This window comes from Selenomonas sp. AE3005 (assembly GCF_000686945.1).
In the GTDB taxonomy this organism is placed as follows: domain Bacteria; phylum Bacillota; class Negativicutes; order Selenomonadales; family Selenomonadaceae; genus Selenomonas_A.
On the sequence record NZ_JMME01000016.1, the window covers coordinates 54,852 to 78,421 of the forward strand.

The 23,570-nt window shown below is 51.2% G+C and carries 20 protein-coding genes and 1 rRNA gene; 2 read left to right on the plus strand and 19 right to left on the minus strand.

Going from position 1 to position 23,570, the window contains the following annotated elements:
• Positions 1 to 13: 13 nt before the first annotated feature.
• Positions 14 to 619, plus strand: a complete 606-nt coding sequence (locus DL94_RS0110220) for a DUF1847 domain-containing protein (protein ID WP_028130065.1) — start codon at positions 14 to 16, stop codon at positions 617 to 619.
• Positions 620 to 671: 52 nt separating this feature from the next.
• On the opposite strand, the gene pfp is transcribed toward DL94_RS0110220, so the two are convergent.
• The 3 genes from pfp to map all read right to left on the minus strand — a co-directional run bounded on the left by pfp (position 672) and on the right by map (position 4,210).
• Positions 672 to 1,946, minus strand: a complete 1,275-nt coding sequence (gene pfp, locus DL94_RS0110225; protein WP_028130066.1) for a diphosphate--fructose-6-phosphate 1-phosphotransferase — start codon at positions 1,944 to 1,946, stop codon at positions 672 to 674.
• A 78-nt stretch (positions 1,947 to 2,024) separates the two neighbouring features.
• Positions 2,025 to 3,338: a DEAD/DEAH box helicase gene (locus tag DL94_RS0110230; protein WP_028130067.1), complete on the minus strand. Its 1,314-nt coding sequence runs from the start codon at positions 3,336 to 3,338 to the stop codon at positions 2,025 to 2,027.
• The gene (map, locus tag DL94_RS0110235) at positions 3,338 to 4,210 is read right to left on the minus strand and encodes a type I methionyl aminopeptidase (protein WP_028130068.1); all 873 of its coding nucleotides are present in this window, start codon (positions 4,208 to 4,210) and stop codon (positions 3,338 to 3,340) included. The genes DL94_RS0110230 and map overlap by 1 nt, the downstream gene beginning before the upstream one ends.
• Before the next feature lie 246 nt (positions 4,211 to 4,456).
• Between map and DL94_RS0110240 the strand changes: the two genes are divergently transcribed.
• Positions 4,457 to 5,125, plus strand: coding sequence for a C40 family peptidase (locus DL94_RS0110240; RefSeq protein WP_037371744.1), 669 nt, complete (start codon positions 4,457 to 4,459; stop codon positions 5,123 to 5,125).
• Between the two features lie 595 nt (positions 5,126 to 5,720).
• On the opposite strand, the gene aspS is transcribed toward DL94_RS0110240, so the two are convergent.
• The 16 genes from aspS to DL94_RS0110320 all read right to left on the minus strand — a co-directional run.
• Positions 5,721 to 7,532, minus strand: coding sequence for an aspartate--tRNA ligase (gene aspS, locus DL94_RS0110245; RefSeq protein ID WP_028130070.1), 1,812 nt, complete (start codon positions 7,530 to 7,532; stop codon positions 5,721 to 5,723).
• Positions 7,532 to 8,797, minus strand: a complete 1,266-nt coding sequence (hisS, locus tag DL94_RS0110250) for a histidine--tRNA ligase (RefSeq protein WP_028130071.1) — start codon at positions 8,795 to 8,797, stop codon at positions 7,532 to 7,534. Before hisS ends, aspS begins: the two co-directional genes overlap by 1 nt.
• A gap of 14 nt (positions 8,798 to 8,811) precedes the next feature.
• Positions 8,812 to 10,329: a coproporphyrinogen dehydrogenase HemZ gene (gene hemZ, locus DL94_RS0110255; RefSeq protein ID WP_028130072.1), complete on the minus strand. Its 1,518-nt coding sequence runs from the start codon at positions 10,327 to 10,329 to the stop codon at positions 8,812 to 8,814.
• The gene (locus DL94_RS0110260; RefSeq protein ID WP_028130073.1) at positions 10,326 to 10,778 is read right to left on the minus strand and encodes a Fur family transcriptional regulator; all 453 of its coding nucleotides are present in this window, start codon (positions 10,776 to 10,778) and stop codon (positions 10,326 to 10,328) included. Before DL94_RS0110260 ends, hemZ begins: the two co-directional genes overlap by 4 nt.
• Before the next feature lie 121 nt (positions 10,779 to 10,899).
• On the minus strand, positions 10,900 to 13,119 hold the full coding sequence (locus tag DL94_RS0110265) for a RelA/SpoT family protein (RefSeq protein ID WP_028130074.1): 2,220 nt from the start codon (positions 13,117 to 13,119) through the stop codon (positions 10,900 to 10,902).
• 17 nt (positions 13,120 to 13,136) lie between these two features.
• Positions 13,137 to 15,107: a single-stranded-DNA-specific exonuclease RecJ gene (gene recJ, locus DL94_RS0110270; protein ID WP_028130075.1), complete on the minus strand. Its 1,971-nt coding sequence runs from the start codon at positions 15,105 to 15,107 to the stop codon at positions 13,137 to 13,139.
• A 133-nt stretch (positions 15,108 to 15,240) separates the two neighbouring features.
• Positions 15,241 to 16,158 carry a protein translocase subunit SecF gene (secF, locus tag DL94_RS0110275; RefSeq protein WP_028130076.1) on the minus strand — a complete coding sequence of 306 codons (918 nt, stop codon included), beginning with the start codon at positions 16,156 to 16,158 and terminating at the stop codon, positions 15,241 to 15,243.
• Positions 16,145 to 17,386: a protein translocase subunit SecD gene (secD, locus tag DL94_RS0110280; protein ID WP_037371738.1), complete on the minus strand. Its 1,242-nt coding sequence runs from the start codon at positions 17,384 to 17,386 to the stop codon at positions 16,145 to 16,147. Before secD ends, secF begins: the two co-directional genes overlap by 14 nt.
• Before the next feature lie 40 nt (positions 17,387 to 17,426).
• Positions 17,427 to 17,768, minus strand: coding sequence for a hypothetical protein (locus DL94_RS0110285; RefSeq protein ID WP_028130078.1), 342 nt, complete (start codon positions 17,766 to 17,768; stop codon positions 17,427 to 17,429).
• A gap of 153 nt (positions 17,769 to 17,921) precedes the next feature.
• A complete protein-coding gene (locus DL94_RS0110290) occupies positions 17,922 to 18,632 on the minus strand; it encodes a PP2C family protein-serine/threonine phosphatase (protein WP_028130079.1) in 711 nt (236 codons plus the stop codon).
• Positions 18,632 to 19,225, minus strand: a complete 594-nt coding sequence (locus tag DL94_RS0110295) for a 5-formyltetrahydrofolate cyclo-ligase (RefSeq protein WP_051586410.1) — start codon at positions 19,223 to 19,225, stop codon at positions 18,632 to 18,634. The genes DL94_RS0110290 and DL94_RS0110295 overlap by 1 nt, the downstream gene beginning before the upstream one ends.
• The gene (gene yajC, locus DL94_RS0110300) at positions 19,225 to 19,515 is read right to left on the minus strand and encodes a preprotein translocase subunit YajC (protein ID WP_028130081.1); all 291 of its coding nucleotides are present in this window, start codon (positions 19,513 to 19,515) and stop codon (positions 19,225 to 19,227) included. Before yajC ends, DL94_RS0110295 begins: the two co-directional genes overlap by 1 nt.
• 15 nt (positions 19,516 to 19,530) lie before the next feature.
• Positions 19,531 to 20,649 carry a tRNA guanosine(34) transglycosylase Tgt gene (gene tgt / locus DL94_RS0110305; RefSeq protein WP_028130082.1) on the minus strand — a complete coding sequence of 373 codons (1,119 nt, stop codon included), beginning with the start codon at positions 20,647 to 20,649 and terminating at the stop codon, positions 19,531 to 19,533.
• Positions 20,650 to 20,765: 116 nt separating this feature from the next.
• On the minus strand, positions 20,766 to 21,614 hold the full coding sequence (locus DL94_RS0110310) for a shikimate dehydrogenase (RefSeq protein ID WP_028130083.1): 849 nt from the start codon (positions 21,612 to 21,614) through the stop codon (positions 20,766 to 20,768).
• Positions 21,614 to 23,071: a nicotinate phosphoribosyltransferase gene (locus DL94_RS0110315; protein WP_028130084.1), complete on the minus strand. Its 1,458-nt coding sequence runs from the start codon at positions 23,069 to 23,071 to the stop codon at positions 21,614 to 21,616. The genes DL94_RS0110310 and DL94_RS0110315 overlap by 1 nt, the downstream gene beginning before the upstream one ends.
• A 296-nt stretch (positions 23,072 to 23,367) precedes the next feature.
• Positions 23,368 to 23,570, minus strand: a 23S ribosomal RNA gene (locus DL94_RS0110320); the annotation flags it as partial.

The window sequence follows — 23,570 nt, forward strand, 5'->3', positions numbered from 1 at the left end:
GGAGGATACAGCCATGAAAGCCGATTGTGCCAACTGCCCAAGCCACGCCTGTTATACCAAGGGCGTGAACTGCACAGGCATTGACAAGGAAACAATTCTGGCCGCCTATGATGAGCAGGAACGTCAAATAATGAAGGCTGCCGCTTATGTGGAAGGCACTTTCTACAGCAATATTACCCGGCTGCAGGAAACTGCAGAATTTGCCAAGGCCATGGGTTATAAAAAACTCGGCATGGCTTTCTGCATTGGCCTGAATGCGGAGGCGAAATACATCGCCCGCTATTACAGGCAGCAAGGCTTTGAATTTTACAGTGTCTGCTGTAAAAATTGCAGTTTCAATAAAAAAGAACTGGACTTAAAACAGGTCAAGCCCGAACTTGCACATGAGGCCATGTGCAATCCGAAAATGCAGGCTGAAATTCTTGCCGGAAAAGGTACAGAGTTATTTATCTCCTGTGGTCTGTGTGTTGGACACGATACGCTGTTCAATTCTGCCTGCCCCGGCCCGGTCACCACACTCGTGGTCAAGGACAGGCTGCTGGCTCACAATCCTCTGGGCGCCATCTATTCCCGGTATTGGAAACGCAACCTGGGCATTATGGATGACGATGAAGTTTAAAACAACAAAAATGACGGTAGAGGTACTCATGCCTCTACCGTCATTTTTATTTTTACGCCTCAGCAGTTACATCTTTATCTGCCGGGAATAAATAGCTGTATCTTTCCTTGAATTCTGCCGGCGTCATGCGATATGCATTAGCCAGGCCCGGGTCATCAAGGTCACCCTTTTCGAGGCGCATCATGAGGCCTCTGGCAATCTGATAATGTACGGAATCGATGTTGACCTTGCGCACCATCGTCTTGCCGGTAGCCGGGTCCTTGATATCCTCAAAGCGCATGGGCACTGCCTTGTTATCCTGAATGGAAATCAGGGCGCCGCTGTCGCCGGACATCAGGAACTGTACGGCCGAATATCCCAGCTGGCGTGCATAGTCAATATCATAAGCGATAGGAGCCGTGCAACGGAGTTCATAGCCGATTTCCTTATCGATGATGCTGACTTTGATATCCAGCTTTTTAACTTCAGCCAGAACAGCCTGTTTGAGGATTTCACCAAAGTCCAGTTCACTGTAACGAATATGGCCATGTTCATCGGTGACCACCGTACCCAGTTTCTTGAAATCTTCCGGCGCAATCTTTTCAATTACACCTTCAGCAATTACAGCCACACCGTAATTCTTACCCGTAAGGTAACGTTTTACAATTGCGCCTGTGATGATATCTACCACCTGCTGCAGGGGAATCTTATCCTCCGGGAATTCCTCCGGAATAATGGTGAGAGCTGCGCCTGCACTTCTGCCCATGCCCAGAGCCAAATGGCCGGCCGTACGGCCCATAGCAATGGTGAAGTACCAGCGGTTGTTGGTAGTACGGGCATCTTCCATCAGGTTTTCTACTTCCTGCGTACCGAAAGCACGCGCCGTTTCAAAACCAAACGTCGGAATCCCCTCCGGCAATGGCAGGTCATTATCAATCGTTTTCGGCACATGCACTACGTTGATAGTGCGTCCCATCTTGCGGGCATAATCGGAAACAGCAGCCGAGCTGTAAGCCGTATCATCACCGCCGATGGTTACGAGGTGCGTTACACCCAGTTCCGTTAAAGTTTCCACAACCGTGCGCAAATCAGATTCTTTTTTCGTCGGATTGAACCGGGACATCTTCAGAATGCAGCCGCCGGTCAGATGGATACGGCTGATATTCTTCGGTTCCAAACGAACATAATTTTTTTCACCGCGGGCCAGTCGGGAAAAACCATCGTACATACCCAGTACGTCCCAGCCCTGACGGGTTGCTTCATTGACGACACCGGAGATAACGCTGTTAATGCCGGGAGCCGGTCCCCCACCGCAAACCACGGCAATTACATTTTTGATACCAATCATAAGAAAATCCCCCTTTTTTTAGACTACAGTAATAAGATTTCGCCTAAAATGGGGGATTTCCTGCTTTATTGTGAAATTTTAATGTTTTCCCATATGCGAACGTTTCGTTGCATTGGATTTATTTCGCACTTTGGCCCGGCGGCTGCGGTCGTTGCGCCCTTTATGCGCAGCGCCCTTGCGGTTGGCATACTTGGATAAAGGTTTAGCCTTGGCTTTTTTCTCCTGCCGCTCTTTTTTTATCTCATCCATGATTTTGGCCTGCTTTTCCAGACGCTTATGATGACGCTCAGAATTTTCCTTGCGGATACGGCTCTTAATGCCGCTCTCTATCCGGCGCAGCAGGTCATACTGCCGGGCATTGACAAAGGTTATGGCCTTGCCGTTTTCGCCAGCTCGGCCTGTACGGCCGATACGATGAATATAACTTTCCGTGTCGTGGGGGATATCGTAGTTAAACACATGGGTAACACCTTCGATATCGAGCCCCCTGGCTGCAATATCCGTAGCACAGAGAATCTGCAGCTCAGCCTTGCGGAAACGTTTCAGAACCAGGGCACGCTGTACCTGTGACAGGTCACCATGGAGTTCATCCACCAGATAACCTCTGGCCGCAAGGGCCATCGTCACCATGTGGGCACGTTGTTTGGTATGACAGAATACCATGGCCAGATACGGATTATCGCTGTTAATGCACTCACAGAGGCGGTCAATTTTGTTTTCCTCCGTGGTATCAATAATAATCTGTTCAATGGCGTCCAGCGTTATGTGCTCGCTCTTAATCTGAATATTTTCCGGTGCCTGCATGTACTGAGCAGCCAAAGCCTTAACCCGCGGCGGCATCGTGGCCGAAAACAGCATAAACTGCCGGTCATTGGCCGCAGCCTTGAGCAGCACCTCTACGTCCTCGATAAAGCCCAGTTTCATCATTTCATCAGCTTCATCCAGAACCACTTTGTTGACATTATTTAAGCTTATGGTCTGACGGCGCAGATGGTCCAGCAGCCGCCCCGGTGTCCCGATGATGAGCTGCGGATGACGGCGCAGTTTCTGTTTCTGCCGTTCAATATCCTGACCGCCGTAAATAACCAGCGAGGAAATGCCGGCAGCCTCACCCACGACCGCCGCAACCTTGGCCACCTGAATGGCCAGTTCCCGGGTTGGCGTTACGATAAGTGCCTGCGCAACTTCCGCCTGCGGTTTGATTTTTTCCAGGATGGGCAACAGGAAAGCCAGCGTCTTGCCGGTTCCGGTCTGGGCCTGCACAATGAGATCCCGGCCGGCCCGTGCCAGGGGAATAGCTTTTTCCTGAACCGGTGTAGCCTCGCGAATTCCCTGTTTCGCCAGCACCTCACAAATATTCTGGGAAATCCCCAGTTCTGCGAATCTTGTCATTATGACGAGAGTACCTCCGTCCCTGTTTCCGTAATCAAAATGGTCTTTTCCCACTGCGCGGACAGTTTTTTATCCTTAGTGCGCACCGTCCAGTTGTCCTTGGCGTCTACTACGACCTGCTTTTTACCCTGATTTATCATGGGTTCTACAGTGAGAACCATGCCGGGCACGAGCAGCATACCCGTACCGGGTTCGCCTTCATGCAGTACAAACGGTTCTAAATGGAAATCCTTGCCGACTCCATGACCGCCTAAATCCGTAACTACGCTGTAGCCGTTGGCATGCGCATAATCACCGCAGGCAGCGCTGATATCGCCCAGAAAATGCCAGGGTTTGGCTGCCGCAATCCCCCGTTCCATGCATTCCTTGGTAACACGGACCAGACGTTCTGCCTCCGGGGATACTTCCCCTACCATAAACATTCTGGAGGCGTCAGCATAGTAACCATTAAGCGTGGTCGTTATATCGACATTGACGATATCCCCTTCTTTAAGAATGGTCTTCGGCGAGGGAATACCGTGGCAGACAACCTCATTTATGGAAATGCAGCAGCTCTTGGGAAAGCCTTCATAATTGAGGCAGGACGGATACGCGCCATGCGACTCAATATATTCCTGCACAGCCTTATCTATAGTCGCCGTGTCCACGCCCGGCTTAATAAGCGAGGCTGCCACATCCAGTGCACCATCGTTGATTACGCCGGCAGCCCGAATCATGGCGATATCTTCCTTGTTGTTGATAATTTTACGGGGCGGACGTACCTGCCCTTTAAAAACATCAAACTTGATTTCCTTGATGCGTTCATCAAATTCAGCATGGCACTTCTTGTACTTCTTGCCGCTGCCACACCAACAAAGTTCATTTCTCTGCATAAAATGCACAATCTCCTTTAAACTCTTCGCTATCATAAAGTTGCCAATCTATCCTACTAATAAAATACACAATACATTATTATAACCCCATTATCAGATTTTGACCATAGCCAAAATCTGCAAACTATTTTTTTGTGAACAACTTCCTGTATTAACTTTTAGGACCAATTTGACCTGTCAACTCATAATATGTTATACTAATCAAGGTTTTGTGTATACAAGTTAAAGGAGGTTTTTTGCTTGCGTTTGGCAAAACATGGCTGCCTGCTGGCGGCAGCAGCTATTTTTTTCAGTTCAGTTTCCTTTGCCGAGGCAGCCAGCTTTCATCTCGGTGATACAGGCTCTGAAGTCGTAGAGATTCAGCAAGCCCTGGCTAGCCGCGGTTATGATGTTACCGTGGATGGTGATTACGGCCCTGCTACCAAGGCAGCTGTAGCTGAATTCCAAAATGACAATCATCTGAATGTTGACGGCGTTGTCGGCAGCGCATCTTATCAGGCCCTGCTCCACCGCGCCATGCCTGTAGGTGCCCATAAATCTTATTTGGCCGGTCAAAGCGGCATTGTAAATCTGGCCCAGCAGTTCCTGGGTGTGCCCTATGTTTGGGGAGGTTCCTCGCCCAACGGTTTTGACTGCTCCGGTTTCGTGCAGTATGTATATGCCCAGCAGGGTATCAGCCTGCCGCGCACAGCCGATATTCAGGCCACAGCCGGTTACCCGGTAGATAAAGAGGACCTGCAGCCCGGCGACCTGGTATTTTTCGCCGGTGACTACGTGAACATTTCCCACGTGGGCATTTATGTAGGTGACGGCAAAATGATTCATGCCTCTTCCAGTTACGGTATTGCCTATGATTCCTTATCCCGTGACTACCGCGTGGCCCACTACGCTGGTGCCTGCCGCGTAATCAACTAAGTTAAATAATTTATCGCAGTTAATGCAGAGCCCCCATAAGTTGGATTTATTGTAGCTTATGGGAGCTTTTTTTATTGCAGTTTGACGGTTAGTGCGTGCTTACTTTTATTTGTTACAGCTCAGTCGGGTGGAAGTGGTAATACTTTTCGCCCTGAGCAACATCCGTGTAAAATGAATATTTCGCAGTGACAGGTAACAGGTACATCGATGTTCTTGTAACGGGAGCAACGAGTTCTTGGCAATTGAAATGTCCGTTGCCGGGGCGAACGGGGGAGTGATTTTTATGCGGGGAGCGACCGCCTGAGCGCAGCGAAGGCCGGCACACTGTAGTACACAGCTAAGCAAACACGCTGAAAGGAGCGCCGTTGGCCTGCCCGGCGCAGGTAACTGGACAATTATATTTTCCGAGGTGTGTCGTTTAGCGGAGGCAGAAAAATTACTCCCCCGTGAACCCCATGCACGCATGAACTGGATACTTTTAAGAACTCGTTGCCTGTCAAACAGCAATTCAACAAAAAAGTCCGCTGACAATTTCGTCAGCGGACTTTTTCTGCTGTCAGGAAGATATCCCCCTAAACAGAGCTTTATAGTTCACTTAAGCATTTTCTTCCTGCTTAGTTTCTTTTTTCTTTACGGCCGTGCGGATGGACAGCTCGCGGAGCTGCTTATCATCAACTTCAGACGGAGCGTTGGACATTACGTCACGGGCACTCTGCGTCTTCGGGAAGGCGATGACGTCACGGATGGACGCACGCTTAGCCATAATCATAACCAGACGGTCAAGGCCGAAAGCGAGGCCGCCATGAGGAGGCGTACCATACTGGAAGGCATCCATCATGAAACCGAACTTCGCATGTGCCTCTTCCTGCGTGAGGCCCAGGGATTCGAATACCTTTTCCTGCAGTTCTGCATTGTAGATACGCAGGGAGCCGCCGCCGATTTCTACACCGTTCAGTACCATGTCGTAAGCGTTAGCCTTTACGCGGCCCGGATCAGTGGCGAGGAATTCGATATCTTCGTCACGCGGAGCCGTGAACGGATGATGCATAGCTTTCCAGCGTTTTTCTTCGTCGCTCCATTCGTACATCGGGAAGTCAACAACCCAGAGGAAACGGAGTTTATCCGGGTCAATGAGATTGCGTTCCTTGCCCATTTCGAGACGGAGCTGGCCGAGAGCCGTGTCAACAACGAGGCGCTTGTCAGCCACAACGAGCAGCAGGTCGCCGGTCTTGGAGCCGGTTGCCTCAGCAATCTTGGCAAAGGTTTCATCGCTGTAGAACTTCTTGAAGGGGCTCTTAACGCCTTCTTCGCTGTACTGAATCCAGGCCAGGCCCTTGGCACCATAAATCTGTACAAACTTAACGAGTTCATCCAGACGGCGGCGCGGAATATCAGCATAGCCGTCCACCTTAATGCACTTAACCATGCCGCCGTTTTCAATAACGGCATTGAACACCTTGAAGTCAGAGCCTTTAACGTACTCGGAAATGTCCATGAGCGGCATATCAAAGCGCAGGTCCGGCTTATCAGAACCGTATTTATCCATAGCCGTATCCCAATCCATGCGTTCAAACGGCGTTTCCACCTTGGCGCCGATGGATTTTTCAAAGAGTTCCTTAACCATTTCTTCCATAATGGTCAAAATTTCTTCCTGGCTCTTGAAGGACATTTCGATATCGAGCTGGGTGAATTCCGGCTGACGGTCAGCACGCAGGTCTTCATCACGGAAACAGCGGACAATCTGGAAGTACTTTTCAAAACCGGCAACCTGCAGAATCTGCTTGAAAATCTGCGGAGACTGCGGCAGAGCATAGAACTCGCCCGGGTTTACACGGCTCGGCACGAGGAAGTCGCGTGCACCTTCCGGCGTGCTCTTGCAGAGCATCGGCGTTTCGATTTCGAGGAAACCGTTGCGGTCAAAGTAATCGCGCATAATCTTCGTCACACGGTGACGCAGAATGATGTTCTTCTGCATTTCCGGACGGCGCAGGTCGAGATAGCGATACTTCAGGCGCAGCATTTCATCTACGTCAATACCATCCTGAATGTAGAACGGCGGCGTCTTAGCCTTGTTCAGAATACGCAGTTCGGTGCAAACCACTTCGATTTCACCGGTTTCGATGTTGCTGTTTACCGTTTCTTCGCTACGGGCGCGTACGGTACCGCGAACGGCGATACAGAACTCGTTGCGCAGGGATTCTGCCTTGTGGAACGTGCCGCCTTCCATGCTGGCTTCATCAAAGACAACCTGCACGAAACCGGAACGGTCACGCATATCCACGAAAATCAATCCACCATGGTCACGACGGCGTGCTACCCAGCCGCACAGCACTACATCAGTGCCTACATTTTCCTTGCGAAGCTCGCCACAATGATGGTCGCGCTTCATGCCTTGCAATGTTTCCATTAACCTTTCACCTCAGAAATTAGCTTATCAACAATATTATCAAAAGAAACTTTCTCCTGCTCGCTCTTAGCCATATCCTTGAGCTGTACGCAAGCTTCTTTGACTTCATCTTCACCGATGATTAAGGCAAAACGGGCGTTGGCCTTGTTTGCCTGTTTCATCTGGGCCTTCATGCTCCGGCCTGCATAGTCCATACCGGCTTTGAGTCCGGCCTGACGCAGCTGCGTCAGCAGCTTAAAGGCTGCGCCCTGGGCCTCTTCGCCCAAAGCCACCACAAAAGCGTCAGTCTGCGTGTCCATTTCCGGCAGGAGATTCTGTTTCTCCAAGGCCAGAAGTACACGTTCCAAGCCCGTGGCAAAACCTACGGCCGGTGTCGGATTGCCGCCGATTTCCTCAATGAGTCCATCATAGCGGCCGCCGCCTGCTACGGCACTTTGCGCACCGAGGGGCGGATATTTAATCTCGAACGCCGTCTTGGTGTAATAATCCAAGCCGCGCACGAGACGGGCATCAAGTTCAAATTCCACGCCAGCTTCTGACAGGAAATGCTGTACCTTATGGAAGTGTTCCTGACATTCCTCACAAAGGCAGTCCGTAATCTTCGGGGCGTCAGCCATATAAGGCTTGTCGGCATCGGCCTTGCAGTCGAGGATACGCAGCGGACTGCGCTCAAAGCGGTCTTTGCAGTCATCGCACAAATCTTCGAGCTTATCACGGAAGAAATCCTGCAATACCTTGCGGTATACCGGACGGCATTTCGGACAGCCCACGGAATTCAAGGACAGCTTGAGGTCTTTGAGTCCCAGACCGCCCAGGAGGTCCATAGCCAGCATTATGATTTCGGCGTCTACTGCCGGATTGGACTCGCCCAGAGCCTCAACACCGAACTGATGGAATTCGCGCATACGGCCGGCCTGCGGACGGTCATAACGGAACATGGAGCCGATGTAGAAGAGCTTGGTCAGACTGCTGTCGCCATAGAGCTTGTTCTGCAAATAGGCACGCACAGCCGACGCCGTGTTCTCCGGACGCAGGGTAATGCTGCGGTCACCGCGGTCGGTGAAGGTATACATTTCCTTGTCCACCACATCCGTTCCCTCGCCGATACCGCGATGGAACAGTTCCGTATGCTCAAACATCGGCGTGCGGATTTCCTTGTAGCCATAACGGGCACACAGGTCACGGATTTTTTCTTCCACATAGGTCCATTGTCCGACGGTATCGGGCAATATGTCCTTTGTCCCTCTTGGGGCATTGGTTAACATTCGTCTTACTCCCCCTAATTTGCGCAGGCCTCATCAAGCAGAGCCCGCCGTTTTTCGATGTAAATATCAATATCACGCAGGTAAGTCACTAAATCCTTGGCATTGAAGGAGGACTTCATGCGCTTATTCTTAAAGTCAACCACCTTGCTGGTGGCGGCCCCGCCAATGCCTATAATGGTCTGATGTTCTTCCATTATCTGGATATTATACATACCCTCGGCACCTTTATGGGCGCAGCCGATATTTTCCAAATCACCGGCCATATAGCCTTGACGATATAGATAATAAGGCTCATAACCGTATTTACTCATATAACCCATAGCAACTTCCGCCATTTGACGGGTAACTTCTGCCCCGGGCAAATCCACATGACGCTCTTCCATAATGAGCTTGAGGCGTGAACCGCGTTTCAAGGCCAAAGCATGCAGGGTGATATCGTCAGGATTCAGCGCCGTAACCCTGGCCAGCGTATTATCCACATCGGCTGCCGTTTCGCCGGGCAGCCCCAGAATCAAATCCATATTGATGTGTGGTATGCCGGCTTTGCGCAGGGCATGGTACATTTCCACCACAGCCTCCGGCGTATGCTGACGGCCGATAACCTTCAAGGTTCTCTCCTGCATGGTCTGCGGATTGACGCTGACACGCGTGACCTTATAGTCACGCATGGCCGCAATCTTTCCCGGCGTAATGCTGTCGGGACGTCCGGCCTCCACCGTAAACTCGGCTAAGTTATCATGGTAGAAGGCCTCACATACCCAGCCCAGCATCGTACGGAATTCTGCGTCCGGCAGGGCGGTCGGCGTACCGCCGCCCACATAGATATTCTGCACCTTTAAGCCATGCGCCATTACTGCCGCCTTGGCACCTTCGATATCTTTTTTGAGCACCGCCATAAACTCCGCCAGTTTCTTGGGCCCCGGCAGAACATTGGCCGGGAAGGAACAGTAGAGGCAGCGTGTCAGGCAGAACGGTATGCCCACATAGATACTGATGGTCTTTTCGTCTGAGGTTCTGAGAAACGGCAGCTGCCGGAAAGCCATCGGCGTGATAAGCCGCGCCTTGTCCTCACTGCAGGCAAAGTCTGTCATCAGCCGTTTAACAATATCCTCTTCCTCCATGCCGTACTCAATCCAGCGATGGACAATCTTGGTGGGACGCACCCCGTGCAGAATGCCCCACGGGGCAGGCGCATAACCGAGCTCCTCACAGAAGATATGATAAAGATTGAGTTTAATCGTGCGGTTTACCGCCGCCCGCTCCAGCTCGTCCGCCTTACCGCAGGCCCGACGAGTGTAGCTTTTTAATTCTCCATCTTCAGCAAACAGCAGTAGCGTGGTTTCCATGCAAACCTTCGCGCCCTCACGCGGCTCGCCATCTACAGGCAAACGATGGTTGACCACAGAAAGCTGCGCCAAATCAGCCTCGCCTTCCCGGCCAATCACTTCCACCTTGAACAGCGTCAGCACTTCCCGGGTGATTTTAGAGATTATTTCTTTTTTTGAGTTCAGGGTAAATGTTCTTACCTTCAATTTTTCCCTTGGCACTCCTTGCATGTACCGTAAAATTTAACCTGATGATTGAGGACCTTAAAGCCCATCTTCTGCTGAATGTCACCTTCCAGTTCATCAAGCAGGTCATCTTCAAATTCCGTCACCTTGCCGCAGCTGGTGCAGATGAGATGATGATGGTGGTGCTCAGATGGGTCCGTGGTATTGACTTCATAACGGCTGCAGCCGTCGCCAAATTCCATCTTCTGCAGAATATCCAATTCAGACAACAGCTCGAGGCTGCGATATACCGTGGCCAGACCGATTTCGGATTTTCCCTGTCTTAAGATACCATGAACATCTTCTGCTGATAGATGCTCACCGGGATGATCCAAAAACACCTGCAGTACCGTCTGACGCTGCGGCGTCATTTTGTTTTGCCGTGCCTGCAAACGTTTTTTCAAGTCTTCCATGGTGAATGTCTGTGCCATAAACCCAACCCCTTCATTCTATAATAATGCGAATAGTTCTCCTAATATGGTGTTATAATACACAAACAAATTACACTAATCAAATACACCTAGTATAGCAGAAAATCTCCTGGCTGACAAATCACATATTCGGATTGCTGCCCATTTTTCTCACAACACTGTACACGTCCTTGACACGGCGCAGTTTGGTGATAATCTGCTTGACCTGCGTGGAACTTGCTACATCGAGCCCCAAAAAGATGGTCGAAGTTTTTGTATTGCGGTTAGGATTGGCGTTGATACTGTGAATGTTGATTTTCATTTCCGTCGGTACAGCCAGAACATTGGCCAAAATACCACTTCTGTCATTGCAGACAATTTCCAGTTCCACCTTGTACTGCTTATCAAGCCCTACATCCCAGCTGACTTCAATCATACGCGTCAAATCCGTATCCATCAGCACGTTGGGGCAGTCCGTACGATGTACCGACACGCCGCGTCCCCGGGTAATATAACCGGTTATGGGGTCACCGGGAATCGGATTACAGCAGCGGGCCAGTCTGACCATCAGGCCGCTTTCTCCTTCGACCAGCACCCCGTGGCTGGATTTGCTCTTGCGGCTGCTCTGGGGCCGTTTGAGCGCGGACAACATCAAGGATACATCTTCCGGCGTATTTTCCTTAAGTTCTTCCTTATGGAATTCCACCAGACGCGTGAGAATACCATGCACCGCCAGACCGCCGTAACCGACAGCTGCCAGCAGGTCATCTTCGCTGAGGATATTGAGTTTCTTGGCCACTTCCAGCAGGCGGCCGTCTTTTAAGAGTTCCTTCGGGGCATAGCCCAGGCGCTTGGCCTCCTCGCGGATAAGTTCCATACCACGTTCGATATTTTCCTCACGACGTTCCTTTTTGAACCACGAACGGATTTTGCTGCGCGTTTCCGAGGAAGCCACGATGTTGAGCCAGTCCCGTGACGGGCCGTTATTAGCCTTGTTGGTGACAATCGACACGATATCACCGTTTTTGAGCTTATGCTCCAGCGGAACCAGCTTGCCATTGACCTTGGCGCCTACGCAGTGATGGCCCACTTCCGTATGAATACGGTAGGCAAAGTCGATGGGAATCGAGCCCTTGGGCAGGTCAATAACATCACCTTTCGGCGTAAAGACAAAGACCTCATCGGAGAAAATATCCACCTTCAGGGCCTCAAAATACTCCTTGGGGTCGCTGAGTTCCTGCTGCAGGCTCACCATCTGGCGCAGCCAGTTCATCTTCTGGTCCATAGCGCCGCCAGCCGTAGAGCCCTTGCCGGACTCCTTGTACTTCCAATGCGCCGCCACACCAAATTCCGACACCTCATGCATGTGGAAGGTGCGAATCTGGATTTCGAGCGGATAGCCCCTGGTCATTACTGTGGTATGCAGAGACTGGTAGCCATTGGATTTTGGCATGGCAATATAGTCCTTAAACCGCCCCGGAATTGGTTTCCACATAGCATGGATAACGCCCAGTATCCCATAGCAGTCACGCACGGACTCTACCAGGACACGAATGGCTGACAGGTCATAAATCTCACTGATATCCTTTTTGTCCCGGAGCATTTTCTTGTAAATGCTGTAAAAATGCTTGGCCCGGCCTTTGATTTCCGCCTGTATGCCGGCCTCACCGATTTTCTTTTCCAGCTGGTCGATGGCGGTATCGATAAACGCCTGACGTTCCTTGCGCTTTTGTTTGACATTTTCCACCAGGTCGTAATATTTTTCCGGTTCCAGATAACGGAGGCACAAATCCTCCAGTTCCCACTTGATATTGGAAATACCCAGCCGGTTGGCCAGTGGTGCATAAATTTCAATGGTTTCCTTGGCAATACGCTTTTGCTTGTCCTCGCGCATGTATTTTAAGGTTCGCATATTGTGCAGGCGGTCAGCCAGTTTCACCATGATTACGCGGATATCCTTGGCCATGGCCAAAAACAGCTTGCGGTAGTTCTCGAGCTGTACCTCTTCCTTGGACTTGTACTTAATGCGCCCTAATTTTGTGACGCCATCGACAATCATGGCCACTTCTTCACCGAACATTTCGCCTATCTGCTCGTTGGTATAGAGAGTGTCCTCCACTACGTCATGCAGCAGGGCGGCGCTGATGGTCACATCATCGATATGCAGTTCCGTCAGAATTTCCGCCACATGCAAAGGGTGGATGATATACTGCTCCCCGGAAACGCGTACCTGCCCTTTGTGGGCGTCAGCTGCCAGGTCATAAGCCCGGCGAATCATTTCTACATCAGCCCGGGGCTCATAACTTTGCACCGCTGCGATGATGGAATCTATGGTAACTGGTGCTTTGTCTTTGTCATTCATGATTATTTCCCCCTTCCCTAGCGGTGCCGCCTGTATGTCGGCGATTGTTCCAAATCCATCCGCCCATTGGCCTTGGGCAGATAGTAGCAGTTTTCCGTTAAATCCATATGCAGGAGATTAAGCTCCTGGAAAATACGCAGCCCCACACTCATGGTGTACAGGGAAAGATGTCTGCCCCGGCCGCAAAAACGCACGGTAAGTTCCTGCGGCGTATAGGGAATCTTCCCTTCCTGCTGCTGAATAACATATAAGAATTTATAAATATCTACTAAAATATCACGTTCGGGGAAATTGCGCTCCCCATCTGCCGGCGCAATGCTGTCCACCATACACTGCAGGCTGCGGCTGCCCTGCCATTCGTTGACCGCCGGGCTGTAGACCATATCCAGCGCCTCACTGTTGACAATTCCCACATAGTCGCTGCGGTTCCACAGTAACGCCGTACGCGGCTGGTCAGCCGTCCCCACCTGAAAGCGCAGGTGCTGGCCTTCCTTGCCGATGGCCTGGGCCGACGTGCCGCGGATATTGCGCACACCAAACAGCGGCTTGGGATTTTTCATGCCAAACGGTTCCAGCGCGGCCAGTTCTTCCACGAGTTCAAAGGTGATATCTTCCGGCGGCAGTTCCGCCTCCACCTTGACCTTGGGGATATAATCATCATCGCTGAGCGTCGCCGCTGCCACCTGGGCAAAAGCCTCCTTAAAGGCCGGCAGTTCCTCCAAGGCCACGGTCAGCCCAGCGGCCTGTGAATGACCGCCGAACTGCACAATATGTTCCCGGCACTGCTGCAGCGCCTCATACATATGCAGGCCCTCGATACTGCGGCAGGAGCCCTTGCATTTGCCATCGTCCTGAATGCTGAAAATAATGGCCGGCTTATAATACTTATCCACGAGCCGGGAGGCCACAATGCCAATTACGCCGGGATTCCATTTCTCCCCGGCCACAACAATCGCCGGCAGATTGTTGACATCAACACCTGCCAGTTCAGCCTCCGCTTTGGCCAGAATCTCCTGCTCAATGGTCTGGCGCTGGCTGTTGAGCATATCCATTTCCATAGCCAGACTGGCCGCCTGCTCCGCGTCCTTGGACAGGAGCAGTTCCACCCCTTTACGGGCCGAACCGATACGTCCGGCCGCATTGAGCCGCGGTGCCAGCCGAAAGCCGACATGACCGGTATTGAGCTGTTCATCCCGAATCTCAGACACATCCACCAAAGCTCTCATACCGGCTGAGGCAGAATTTCGCATATGCTGCAGCCCCTGTGCTACAATCCGGCGGTTTTCGCCCAGGAGCGGCACAATATCGGCTACTGTGCCCAGGGCCACAATCTCCAAATCCTGACAGTAATCCTGCCCCTCCAGCCGTTTCCACAGAGCCTGACACAGCTTGAAGGCCACGCCGACACCGGCCAGGTCTTTATCGGGATAAGGGCAGTCCTCACGATGAGGATTTATCACCGCCAGCGCCGGCGGCAAAACAGCGCCGGGAATATGATGGTCCGTGACGATGATATCCAGCTTATCCTGCATGGCCGCCACATCGTCCACGGACGCAATGCCACAATCCACCGAGATAAGGAGTCCGGTACCATCTGCCGCTATCTGCTGCAATGCCGGCAGATTAAAGCCATAGCCTTCCTTTTCCCGATGAGGTATATAAAAATCGACGCGAGCCCCCAGGGCTCGCAGGTTATGCACCATCAGCGTGGTGGCTGTCATGCCGTCCACGTCATAGTCCCCGTAAACCACAATCTTTTCGCCATCTGTCAGCGCAGCAGCAATGCGGTCTACAGCCTTATCCATATCCTTCAGCAAAAAAGGGTCATGAAAAGCCTGTTTTTCCGGGTGTAAAAAAGTTTCCGCCGCCTCTACTGTCTGCAGGCCGCGGTTCCATAATATCTGCGCCACAATCTCAGTAACGCCTAATTTATGGGCAAAATCTGCCGCCTCTGGTACAGCGGCGCTAAGTTTCCATTCTTTCAACATAGTTTACAACTCCCGGATAATATCTTATCCTATTTTGATTTCGGCGTAAATGATAATTTTCCTCTTTGCCATAAAAACTACGCCCGAAGGCAGATATTTCATCCGTCCTTCGGGCGTTATCACATATTCTTTTTTACTTGGCAACGGCTGCATTAGCTGCAACCTTTTTCTTGTCACCCATTTTGCGGAACGTAATCCACAGCGGGCTGGCAATGAAAATTGAAGAATAACAGCCAATACCAAAGCCTACGAGCAGGGCAAAGGCGAAGTCTTTCGTCGTTTCCCCGCCAAAGAAGTACAGGGCAAAGGTCGTGAACAGCACCGTAAACACCGTGTACAGGGAACGCGTCAGCGTCTGGAAAATGGAAGTATTCACCAGCTGAACCACATCGCCGCCGCGGCGGAAGTGCAGTTTCAGATTTTCACGGATACGGTCAAAGATAACGATGGTATCGTTGATGGAATAACCGACAACCGTGAGCAGCGCCGCGATAAAGGAAGAGTCAATCTGACGGCCCGTAAAGGAGAATACCGCCAGCACGATGAGGATATCGTGAATCAGGGCCAGTACGGCAGCCACACCAAAGCGCCATTCAAAACGATAGGCAACGTACGCGATGATAAGTGCCCAGGAAACTACCAGCGCCAGAACGGCGTTGGTGATGAGTTCGCCGCCGATGGTGGCGCCAACCTTTTCCTCACGCATAACCGTGTAATCGCCTACATCGCTTTTGAGCGCCGCCATGACTTCCTTGCGCTGTTCTTCTTCCATATCTACGGAACGAATCATAACATCAGCAGCGGAAGTTACATCTGACTGCGCACCGGACAGCTGAATGGTCGAACCTTCCAGACCGAACTTGGCCAGGCTGGAGCGCACCTCAGCGATAGCCACCGGACGCTCGAATTTCAAATCAATAATCGTACCACCGGTAAAATCAATACCAAAGTTAAAGCCACGGACACACATGCAGATAATGCCGGCCACAATGACAACGGTGGAAATAGCAAACCAAATCTTGGAACGGCCTGCAATATCAAGCTTGTTCATGCTTCAAGTCCTCCTTTTTCCACAGCATATAGCCATTGGCGCCATAAGCTCCCGGATTCTCCGAAATCTTGGCGTTAATCATCAGTTTCAGGAGATACTGGGACAGCGTAATGGCCGTGAACATGGACAGCATCGTGCCCAGGCCCAGGGTAATGGCAAAACCGCGGATAGTACCTGTTCCCAGGAAGAACAGCACGCCAGCGGCGATAATCGTCGTGATGTTGGAGTCAAAAATCGTGGTAAAAGCACGCTTAAAGCCGGCGTCCATGGACAGGCGCAAGGTCTTGCCCTGAATCTGATATTCTTCTTTGAAGTGTTCGAAAATCAGCACGTTAGCGTCAACGGCCATACCAATGGACAGGATGATACCTGCCACACCGGGCAGCGTAAGCGTAGCGTCCAGCAGGTAAAGCAGGCCCAGCAGCATGATGGTATAAGCCATCAAAGCCACGTCAGCGATAAAGCCGGACAGGCGGTAGAAGAGCAGCATGAAGAGCAGTACGGCGCCAATACCTACGGCAAAGGCAAATACGGACTTATCCTTGGAGTCCTGACCAAGGGACGGACCAACCGTACGGGTTTCAATGATGTTTACCTTAACCGGCAGAGCACCACTGCGCAGGACGATAGCCAGATTCTGTGCCTCTTCCAGCGTCTTCTGGCCGGTGATTTCAGCACGGCCGCCCAGGATAGGCTCACGGACATTCGGTGCGGTCAGCACTTCACCATCGAGCAGGATGGCAATGGTACGGCCGACATTTTTCGTCGTAAGGTCGGCAAACTTTGTCGCCCCCTCATCAGAGAATTCCAGGTTGACCACGTTCTGACCGGACTGCTGATTCGTAGCAGCCGTAGCGTTCTTCAAGTCAGTACCGGTAAGTACCGTATTGCCTTCTTCGTCTTTAAACTCCAGCATTGCAGTCTTGCCGATGGTCTTAATAGCGGCGTCCGGGTCTTTGACACCGGGCAGTTCGATGATAACCCGGCGCTCACCCTCACGCTGGATAATCGGTTCCGTAAGGCCCAGCGAGTTGACGCGCTTTTCCATGATGGTAACCACGCGGTTCATAGCGTCGTCGTTTACCTTGGCAATATCCGTATCCTCGGCTTCGAGTACGACATGCGTGCCGCCCTGCAGGTCAAGGCCCTGACGAATAGAAAATGCCAGGGGCTTAACAAAGGCAACAAAAATGCCGATAATCGCGAGAACACAGACAATCAGTTTCATGAGATTATGCTGTCTCAATGAATTCAATCCCTTCTGTGATTTATTTATTATATTTATTAACAAAATTGATGACCTTGTCACGAACCTGTTCGGCGTTGTAGTTGTCGGTCTGAATATAAAGGTCAGCATGTGCCCTGGCATCGGCCAGCCGCTTATGCTGTACTGCCAGTCTGTCCTCATTCCAGTACACCGTCCGCCGCTTGTGAATCGCCGGCATGGTGGCATCAATCATCACTAAAATATCTGGATGGCGTTTCGCCCAAAAATCATGAATCCCGGAATGTTCCTGCGCTACATTATAAGCATCATAGCCAGCAGCCTTTAACCCGGCCACCAGCGTAGTTTTCCCCGAGGCACAAACTCCCACAACCGCAATCTTCAAGACAATCACTCCTATCCAGTTTACATAGATAAAGGTAATTCCCGCGCCCAAGGACGGGCGCGCGCGGACTTTAAATCCCCGGAAGGGATTTAGTCCGCCAGTTTCTTTTGGTACTTTTCTTTGTCTAAAGAAAAGTACAGAGAATGCATTAACTTAATATGGATAAGTAACTTCCAACTGCTCAATCTTCGGGCTGGACGGCGAACCGTCCGTTATCCCCATCACCAGCACCGTCATATCATCTGAGGCCTTCTCCGCGTCGAGCTCCAAGGCATAATCCATAATGCTCTTGGCGATAAACGACACGTCCTCTGCCCCGTTCTTGCGGACAATTTCCAGTATCTTATTGAAATCGGCCGGGTGCCCGGAACGTTTCTTCCCGGCATGAGCAATGCCATCCGTATAGGATACAATCAGCATGCCCGGCGTCAAGGGCACTTCATACATCAACGGTTTCATGTGGCGGTTGACACCGATTGGTTCCACGTTTTCATCATAAACAGACTCGTATTCATCAGTTTTGATGATAACCGGGCAATTGGAATTACGGCTGATAACGGCCGTTTCCGTATCCAGGTCAGCACTGACCACCGTCAGCGTACAGGATACCTTTTTATCCTTCATGGCATAAAGATAATCATGCACGGCCCGGGCCACGGCCCCGTCACGCGCCCCATCGGAAATAAGCTGTACGGCCTTATTGACCACCCAGCTGCTGGTGTGATGAGCCGCCAGGCCATTGCCCTGACCATCAGCGATAATGGCCGAGATTCCCCCATGGGGACGCTCTACCACATCACAGGTATCGCCACAAACCTCGGTGGCATATTTCGCCGTTTTGGCAAGTCCTATTTTTACTTCCATCACTTATCACTCACTTTTAAGCATTTACTTTCCGTAAGTATCATATCCACAGACATATCATGTGGTTCCACCGGCACCGACTCCACCAGCTGGCAGTCATAAGCCAGCGCCAGTCTGTAGGCCTGCGGCGCTTTTTCTGCCATAAAGGTGTCATAAAAGCCACCGCCGAGCCCGAGTCGCTGACCGTCAGCCGTAAAAGCCGCGCCAGGTACAATGATAAGCCCGATAGCGGCCGCAGGAAACAGCTTGCGCTTATCCGGGGCCACGGTTTTTATGCCGTATCTGCCCGGCACCAAGTCTTTAAGCGAACGCAGTACCACTGCCTCCATCTGCCGGGGGCCGGTAATCAGCGGCAGTGTCACCGTCTTACCAGCCTGCAGGGCAGCAGCCATTAAGTCATAAAGCTGTACTTCATCAGGTGTAGACGCATAGACAAAAATGCTTTGTGCCTCCTGATAAACAGCTAAGGACCGCAGTGCTGCCGTCATTGCCAGCGAGGCCTTGTCTCTGTATTCTGCCGGCAAGGCCTGCCTTGCGGCTAAGACCTTAGACCGCAATACATCCTTAGCCCCGGGATTTGCGCCCCCCGCCATCAGTCCTGCTGTTCTTCGAGACTGATATTGGAGTTAATCGAGGCACGGGAAACTTCAATGACCGTGTTAGCGGCAATTTTCAGTCTCACAACTTTGTCATCAATGGCCTCAATCGTGCCGAACAGCCCGCCAATGGTCATAACCTTATGACCAACCTTCAGACTGTCCAGCATATTCATGCGGCGTTTCTGCGCGGCCTTCTGGGGACGATACAACAAAAAATAGAAAATCATAATCATCACCAGGATTGGGCCCCAGGTGCTGAGTGCTGCCATAGTTTCTGGACTCATAAACATCGCTCCTCGTTATCGCTTGTAGTTGGCCAGGAAGTCACTGCGGAACTTACTGAACTCACCATCAATAATAGACTGCCGCATACGGCGGACAAACTCTTCCAGGAAGTAGAGATTATGCAGGGACAGCAGACGCAGGCCAAAAATCTCTCCAGCCCGGACCAGATGACGGATATAGGCACGGGTATAACCATTACGGCAGGCATAACAGCCGCAGCCTTCTTCAATCACATTATGGTCATGTGTCAGGTTGGCATTCTTCATCACGAGTCTGCCAGTCCAGGTCATGGCCATGCCGTTACGGGCTACACGGGTGGGATATACGCAGTCAAACATATCAATGCCGCGCATAACGCCTTCCACCAGATGGTCCGGTGTGCCCACGCCCATCAAATAACGGGGCTTGTTTTCCGGCAGCAGGGAAGTGCTGTATTCCAGCATTTCATACATGAGTTCCGGCGGTTCACCTACGGACAGGCCGCCGACAGCGTAGCCCGGGAAGTCCATTTCTACCATCTGTTCTGCATGCCAGCGGCGCAGGTCTTTATACATACCGCCCTGCACAATGCCGAACAGCCCCTGATTCGGTGCCGTCATTACATCCTGGCAGCGCTTAGCCCAACGCAGGGTACGCTCCGTGGACTGCTTGGCATAATCATGGTCGGCCGGATATGGTACACATTCATCAAAGGCCATTACGATATCCGAACCCAAGCACATCTGCACCTGCATGGATACTTCCGGCGACAGGAACTTCTTGGAACCATCGATATGCGAACGGAAGGTTACACCTTCTTCCGTTATTTTCCGCAAATCGCCCAGGGAAAACACCTGAAAGCCGCCGCTGTCCGTGAGGATAGCACCGTCCCAATGCATAAACTTATGCAGGCCACCGGCCTCTTTCACGAGTTCCATACCGGGACGCAGGAAAAGATGATAGGTATTGGAGAGGATAATCCCTGCCCCCAAATCCTTCAGCTCATCCGGCGATACGCCTTTTACCGAGGCCTGAGTTCCCACCGGCATAAAAATTGGTGTAGGAAAACTGCCATGCGGTGTATGGATAATACCGGCTCTGGCGCCAGTTTTTTCGTCTTTTTTTACTAGTTCATACGTAATTGCTGCAGCCAAATAAAAACCTCCTAAATCTTCAGCTGACCGGCGGTTTAGATAGACCGCCAACAACTTTATATCATACCACAAAAAAGGCGGAAACACAAAATGCATTTCCGCCTTTAACAGTGATATTATGCCAGGGCAGCCCTTAAGGCCTCCTGCATTTTTTTAATGTCCGGCTCTATCCCGGTCCAGAGTTTCAACGCCTCAGCACCCTGTCCGGCCAGCATTTCCTCACCATTTACCACAGCATGGCCATGTTCCCTGGCCTCGCGTAAAAATCTGGTTTCCGCCGGGGTGTAAATGATATCATAGACAAACGCCTCGGGATTGACATTTGACCAGTCAACCGGAGGGCAGGCGTCAACATTTGGCGTCATTCCTAGCGGCGTCGTATTTACCAGCAGCGCACACTCGCGCAGTTTGGCGGTAAAATCAGCCTGTTCCCAGTGACAGACAGTTACCGTCCCATAGGCAGCAAAATCATCGGCCATTTTCTGTGCCTTGGCCGGATTGCGTACGCCCAAAACGACTTCCCGGACACCAGCCTGCAACAATCCCCAGATTACGGCCCGGGCAGCACCGCCGGCTCCTAAAAGCACCGCCGTCTCAGACTGCAGTTTGATATGCCGGCTTTCCAATGCTCCCATAAAGCCAATATAGTCCGTATTGTAGCCTGTCAGATGTCCGTTATCATTGACCACCGTATTGACAGCCCCAATGACCTGTGCCGCCTTGTCTATTTCATCGAGCAAAGACATTACCGCCCCTTTATGGGGGATCGTCACGTTAAAGCCACGATAATGCAAAGCCCGCAGGCCCTGCACGCCCGCAGCCAGGTTCTCTGGCTCGACGGGCAGCGCCGTGTAATTATAATCTATGCCAGCGGCCGCAATGGCTGCATTCTGCATAACCGGTGACAGGGAGTGCGCTATCGGCCAGCCGATAACGCCCAAGTTTTTGGTCTTTCCTGTAATCATCAGGCATGTTCCTCGCGCGTCTTGGATAAGAGTTCCATCTTCAGCTCATAATAATTGGGCGTCATATCGAGGTAATGACGGTGAGGATTTTCAAAACGCTGCTCCTCTTCCCAAATCTCATTTTCGAGCTGTTCCTTCACATAGTCGCGGATTTCATCAAGGCTGGGCAGCTTTTCCACAGATTTTCCCTGACGCACGTAAAGTTTACGCAGGTTCCGCAGCGTACAGTTTTCAAACGTGCGGTTCTTCCACGGTTTTTGCGGGTCAACATAACGGAAGGACGTGCTCACATCGACAGGCTCACCACAAACGGCCAGCATATCAGCTACGGCATTGCCATCAGCATTATAAATACGATACAAATCCTTAAGCCCCGGATTAGTGATTTTCTCCACATTTTCCGAAACTTTGATACGCGGTGCGAATTCACCATTCTCACCTACAGCAGCCAGCTTATACACAGCACCAAACACCGGTTCAGACTTAGCCGTAATCAGGCGCTCACCGATGCCGAAACTGTCAATACAAGCCCCCTGACTTAGCAGGGACGCTACCGTGAACTCATCAAGGCTGTTGGACACTACAATCTTGCAGTCCTCCAGCCCCGCAGCATCCAGCATTTTACGTACACGCTTGGAAAGGTACGCCAGGTCGCCGGAATCGATACGAATCCCCTTCAGGCGTTTGCCCATCGGCTCTAATATCTCATGAGCCACTTTGATGGCATTGGGAATCCCCGAATGAATTACATCGTAGGTATCGACCAGCAGCACCGTTGCGTCCGGATAAGTTTCTGCATACTTCTTAAAAGCCGTGTACTCATCACCATAGAACATTACCCAGCTATGGGCCATCGTCCCGGAAATGGGAATATCAAACATCTGACCGGCAGAAACCGTGGCCGTTCCCACGACCCCGCCGATATATGCAGCGCGGGCCCCGTAAGTGGCTGCGTCCATATTATGGGCACGACGGGCACCAAAATCAGATACAGCGCGGCCATTAGCGGCCTTTACAATGCGGCGGGCTTTGGTGGCAATCAGTGACTGATGATTCACCTGCGCCAAAATAGCCGTTTCCACCAGCTGCGCGTCAATAAGCGGCGCCACCACCGTGATACACGGCTCATTAGGATACATGATAGTACCTTCCGGCATCGCATAAATATCCCCGGTAAAGTGGAAATTAGCCAGATAATTGAGGAATTCCTCCGAGAACATGTGCTGCTGGCGGAAATACTCTACATCTTCCTCCGAAAACTCCATGTTCTCCACATATTCAATTACCTGCTCCAAACCGGCAAAAATAGCAAAACCGCCCTTGTCCGGATTGGCACGGTAAAAAACGTCAAAAGCAACCTGCACATCCTTATCATGATCCTGGAAATAGCCATTAGCCATGGTCATTTCGTAGAAATCCATCATCATGGTAATATTGCGTCTGTCAAACTGTGTCACAAAGACACCTCCCGAATACGGCACCGCCGTTAACTAAAAAAACAATACCTGGTTATTATATCATTTTAAACAATACTATGCAAAATAAAAAGGCCCACCAACCTTGCGTCAGTGAACCTTTAAATGCACATTCAAAACTATACAGAAGAAATTGCGATGTAATTACGAACTTTTTAGGACTGTATCGAGCCTTTTGTTAAGTCTTGAAGGAACGTAAAATTCACTTCGTGAATTTTGCATAAGCGATTCGCACAAATCAGTGCGTCGCTTTGCTCCTTCTTCTTTGGCTCTCTGCTTAAGTTAAGCCCTCGATTTATTAGTATTGGTCCGCTGCATGCCTTACGGCACTTCCACTCCCAACCTATCTACCTTGTCTTCTTCAAGGAATCTTACTGGATTACTCCATGAGATACTTCATCTCGGGACAGGCTTCACGCTTAGATGCTTTCAGCGTTTATCCCTTCCGGACGCAGCTACCCAGCTATGCTTCTGGCGAAAC

What these genes read in the sequence shown, in the direction of transcription:
- hisS (WP_028130071.1), bottom strand. Translation starts at nt 8,797, where the DNA reads ATGTTAACCAATGCCCCAAGAGGGACAAAGGACATATTGCCCGATACC.
- aspS (WP_028130070.1), bottom strand. Translation starts at nt 7,532, where the DNA reads ATGGAAACATTGCAAGGCATGAAGCGCGACCATCATTGTGGCGAGCTT.
- recJ (WP_028130075.1), bottom strand. Translation starts at nt 15,107, where the DNA reads ATGTTGAAAGAATGGAAACTTAGCGCCGCTGTACCAGAGGCGGCAGAT.
- DL94_RS0110295 (WP_051586410.1), bottom strand. Translation starts at nt 19,225, where the DNA reads ATGGCGGGGGGCGCAAATCCCGGGGCTAAGGATGTATTGCGGTCTAAG.
- DL94_RS0110310 (WP_028130083.1), bottom strand. Translation starts at nt 21,614, where the DNA reads ATGATTACAGGAAAGACCAAAAACTTGGGCGTTATCGGCTGGCCGATA.
- secD (WP_037371738.1), bottom strand. Translation starts at nt 17,386, where the DNA reads ATGAAACTGATTGTCTGTGTTCTCGCGATTATCGGCATTTTTGTTGCC.
- yajC (WP_028130081.1), bottom strand. Translation starts at nt 19,515, where the DNA reads ATGAGTCCAGAAACTATGGCAGCACTCAGCACCTGGGGCCCAATCCTG.
- secF (WP_028130076.1), bottom strand. Translation starts at nt 16,158, where the DNA reads ATGAACAAGCTTGATATTGCAGGCCGTTCCAAGATTTGGTTTGCTATT.
- DL94_RS0110260 (WP_028130073.1), bottom strand. Translation starts at nt 10,778, where the DNA reads ATGGCACAGACATTCACCATGGAAGACTTGAAAAAACGTTTGCAGGCA.
- DL94_RS0110220 (WP_028130065.1), top strand. Translation starts at nt 14, where the DNA reads ATGAAAGCCGATTGTGCCAACTGCCCAAGCCACGCCTGTTATACCAAG.
- DL94_RS0110230 (WP_028130067.1), bottom strand. Translation starts at nt 3,338, where the DNA reads ATGACAAGATTCGCAGAACTGGGGATTTCCCAGAATATTTGTGAGGTG.
- DL94_RS0110290 (WP_028130079.1), bottom strand. Translation starts at nt 18,632, where the DNA reads ATGGAAGTAAAAATAGGACTTGCCAAAACGGCGAAATATGCCACCGAG.
- map (WP_028130068.1), bottom strand. Translation starts at nt 4,210, where the DNA reads ATGCAGAGAAATGAACTTTGTTGGTGTGGCAGCGGCAAGAAGTACAAG.
- DL94_RS0110265 (WP_028130074.1), bottom strand. Translation starts at nt 13,119, where the DNA reads ATGAATGACAAAGACAAAGCACCAGTTACCATAGATTCCATCATCGCA.
- pfp (WP_028130066.1), bottom strand. Translation starts at nt 1,946, where the DNA reads ATGATTGGTATCAAAAATGTAATTGCCGTGGTTTGCGGTGGGGGACCG.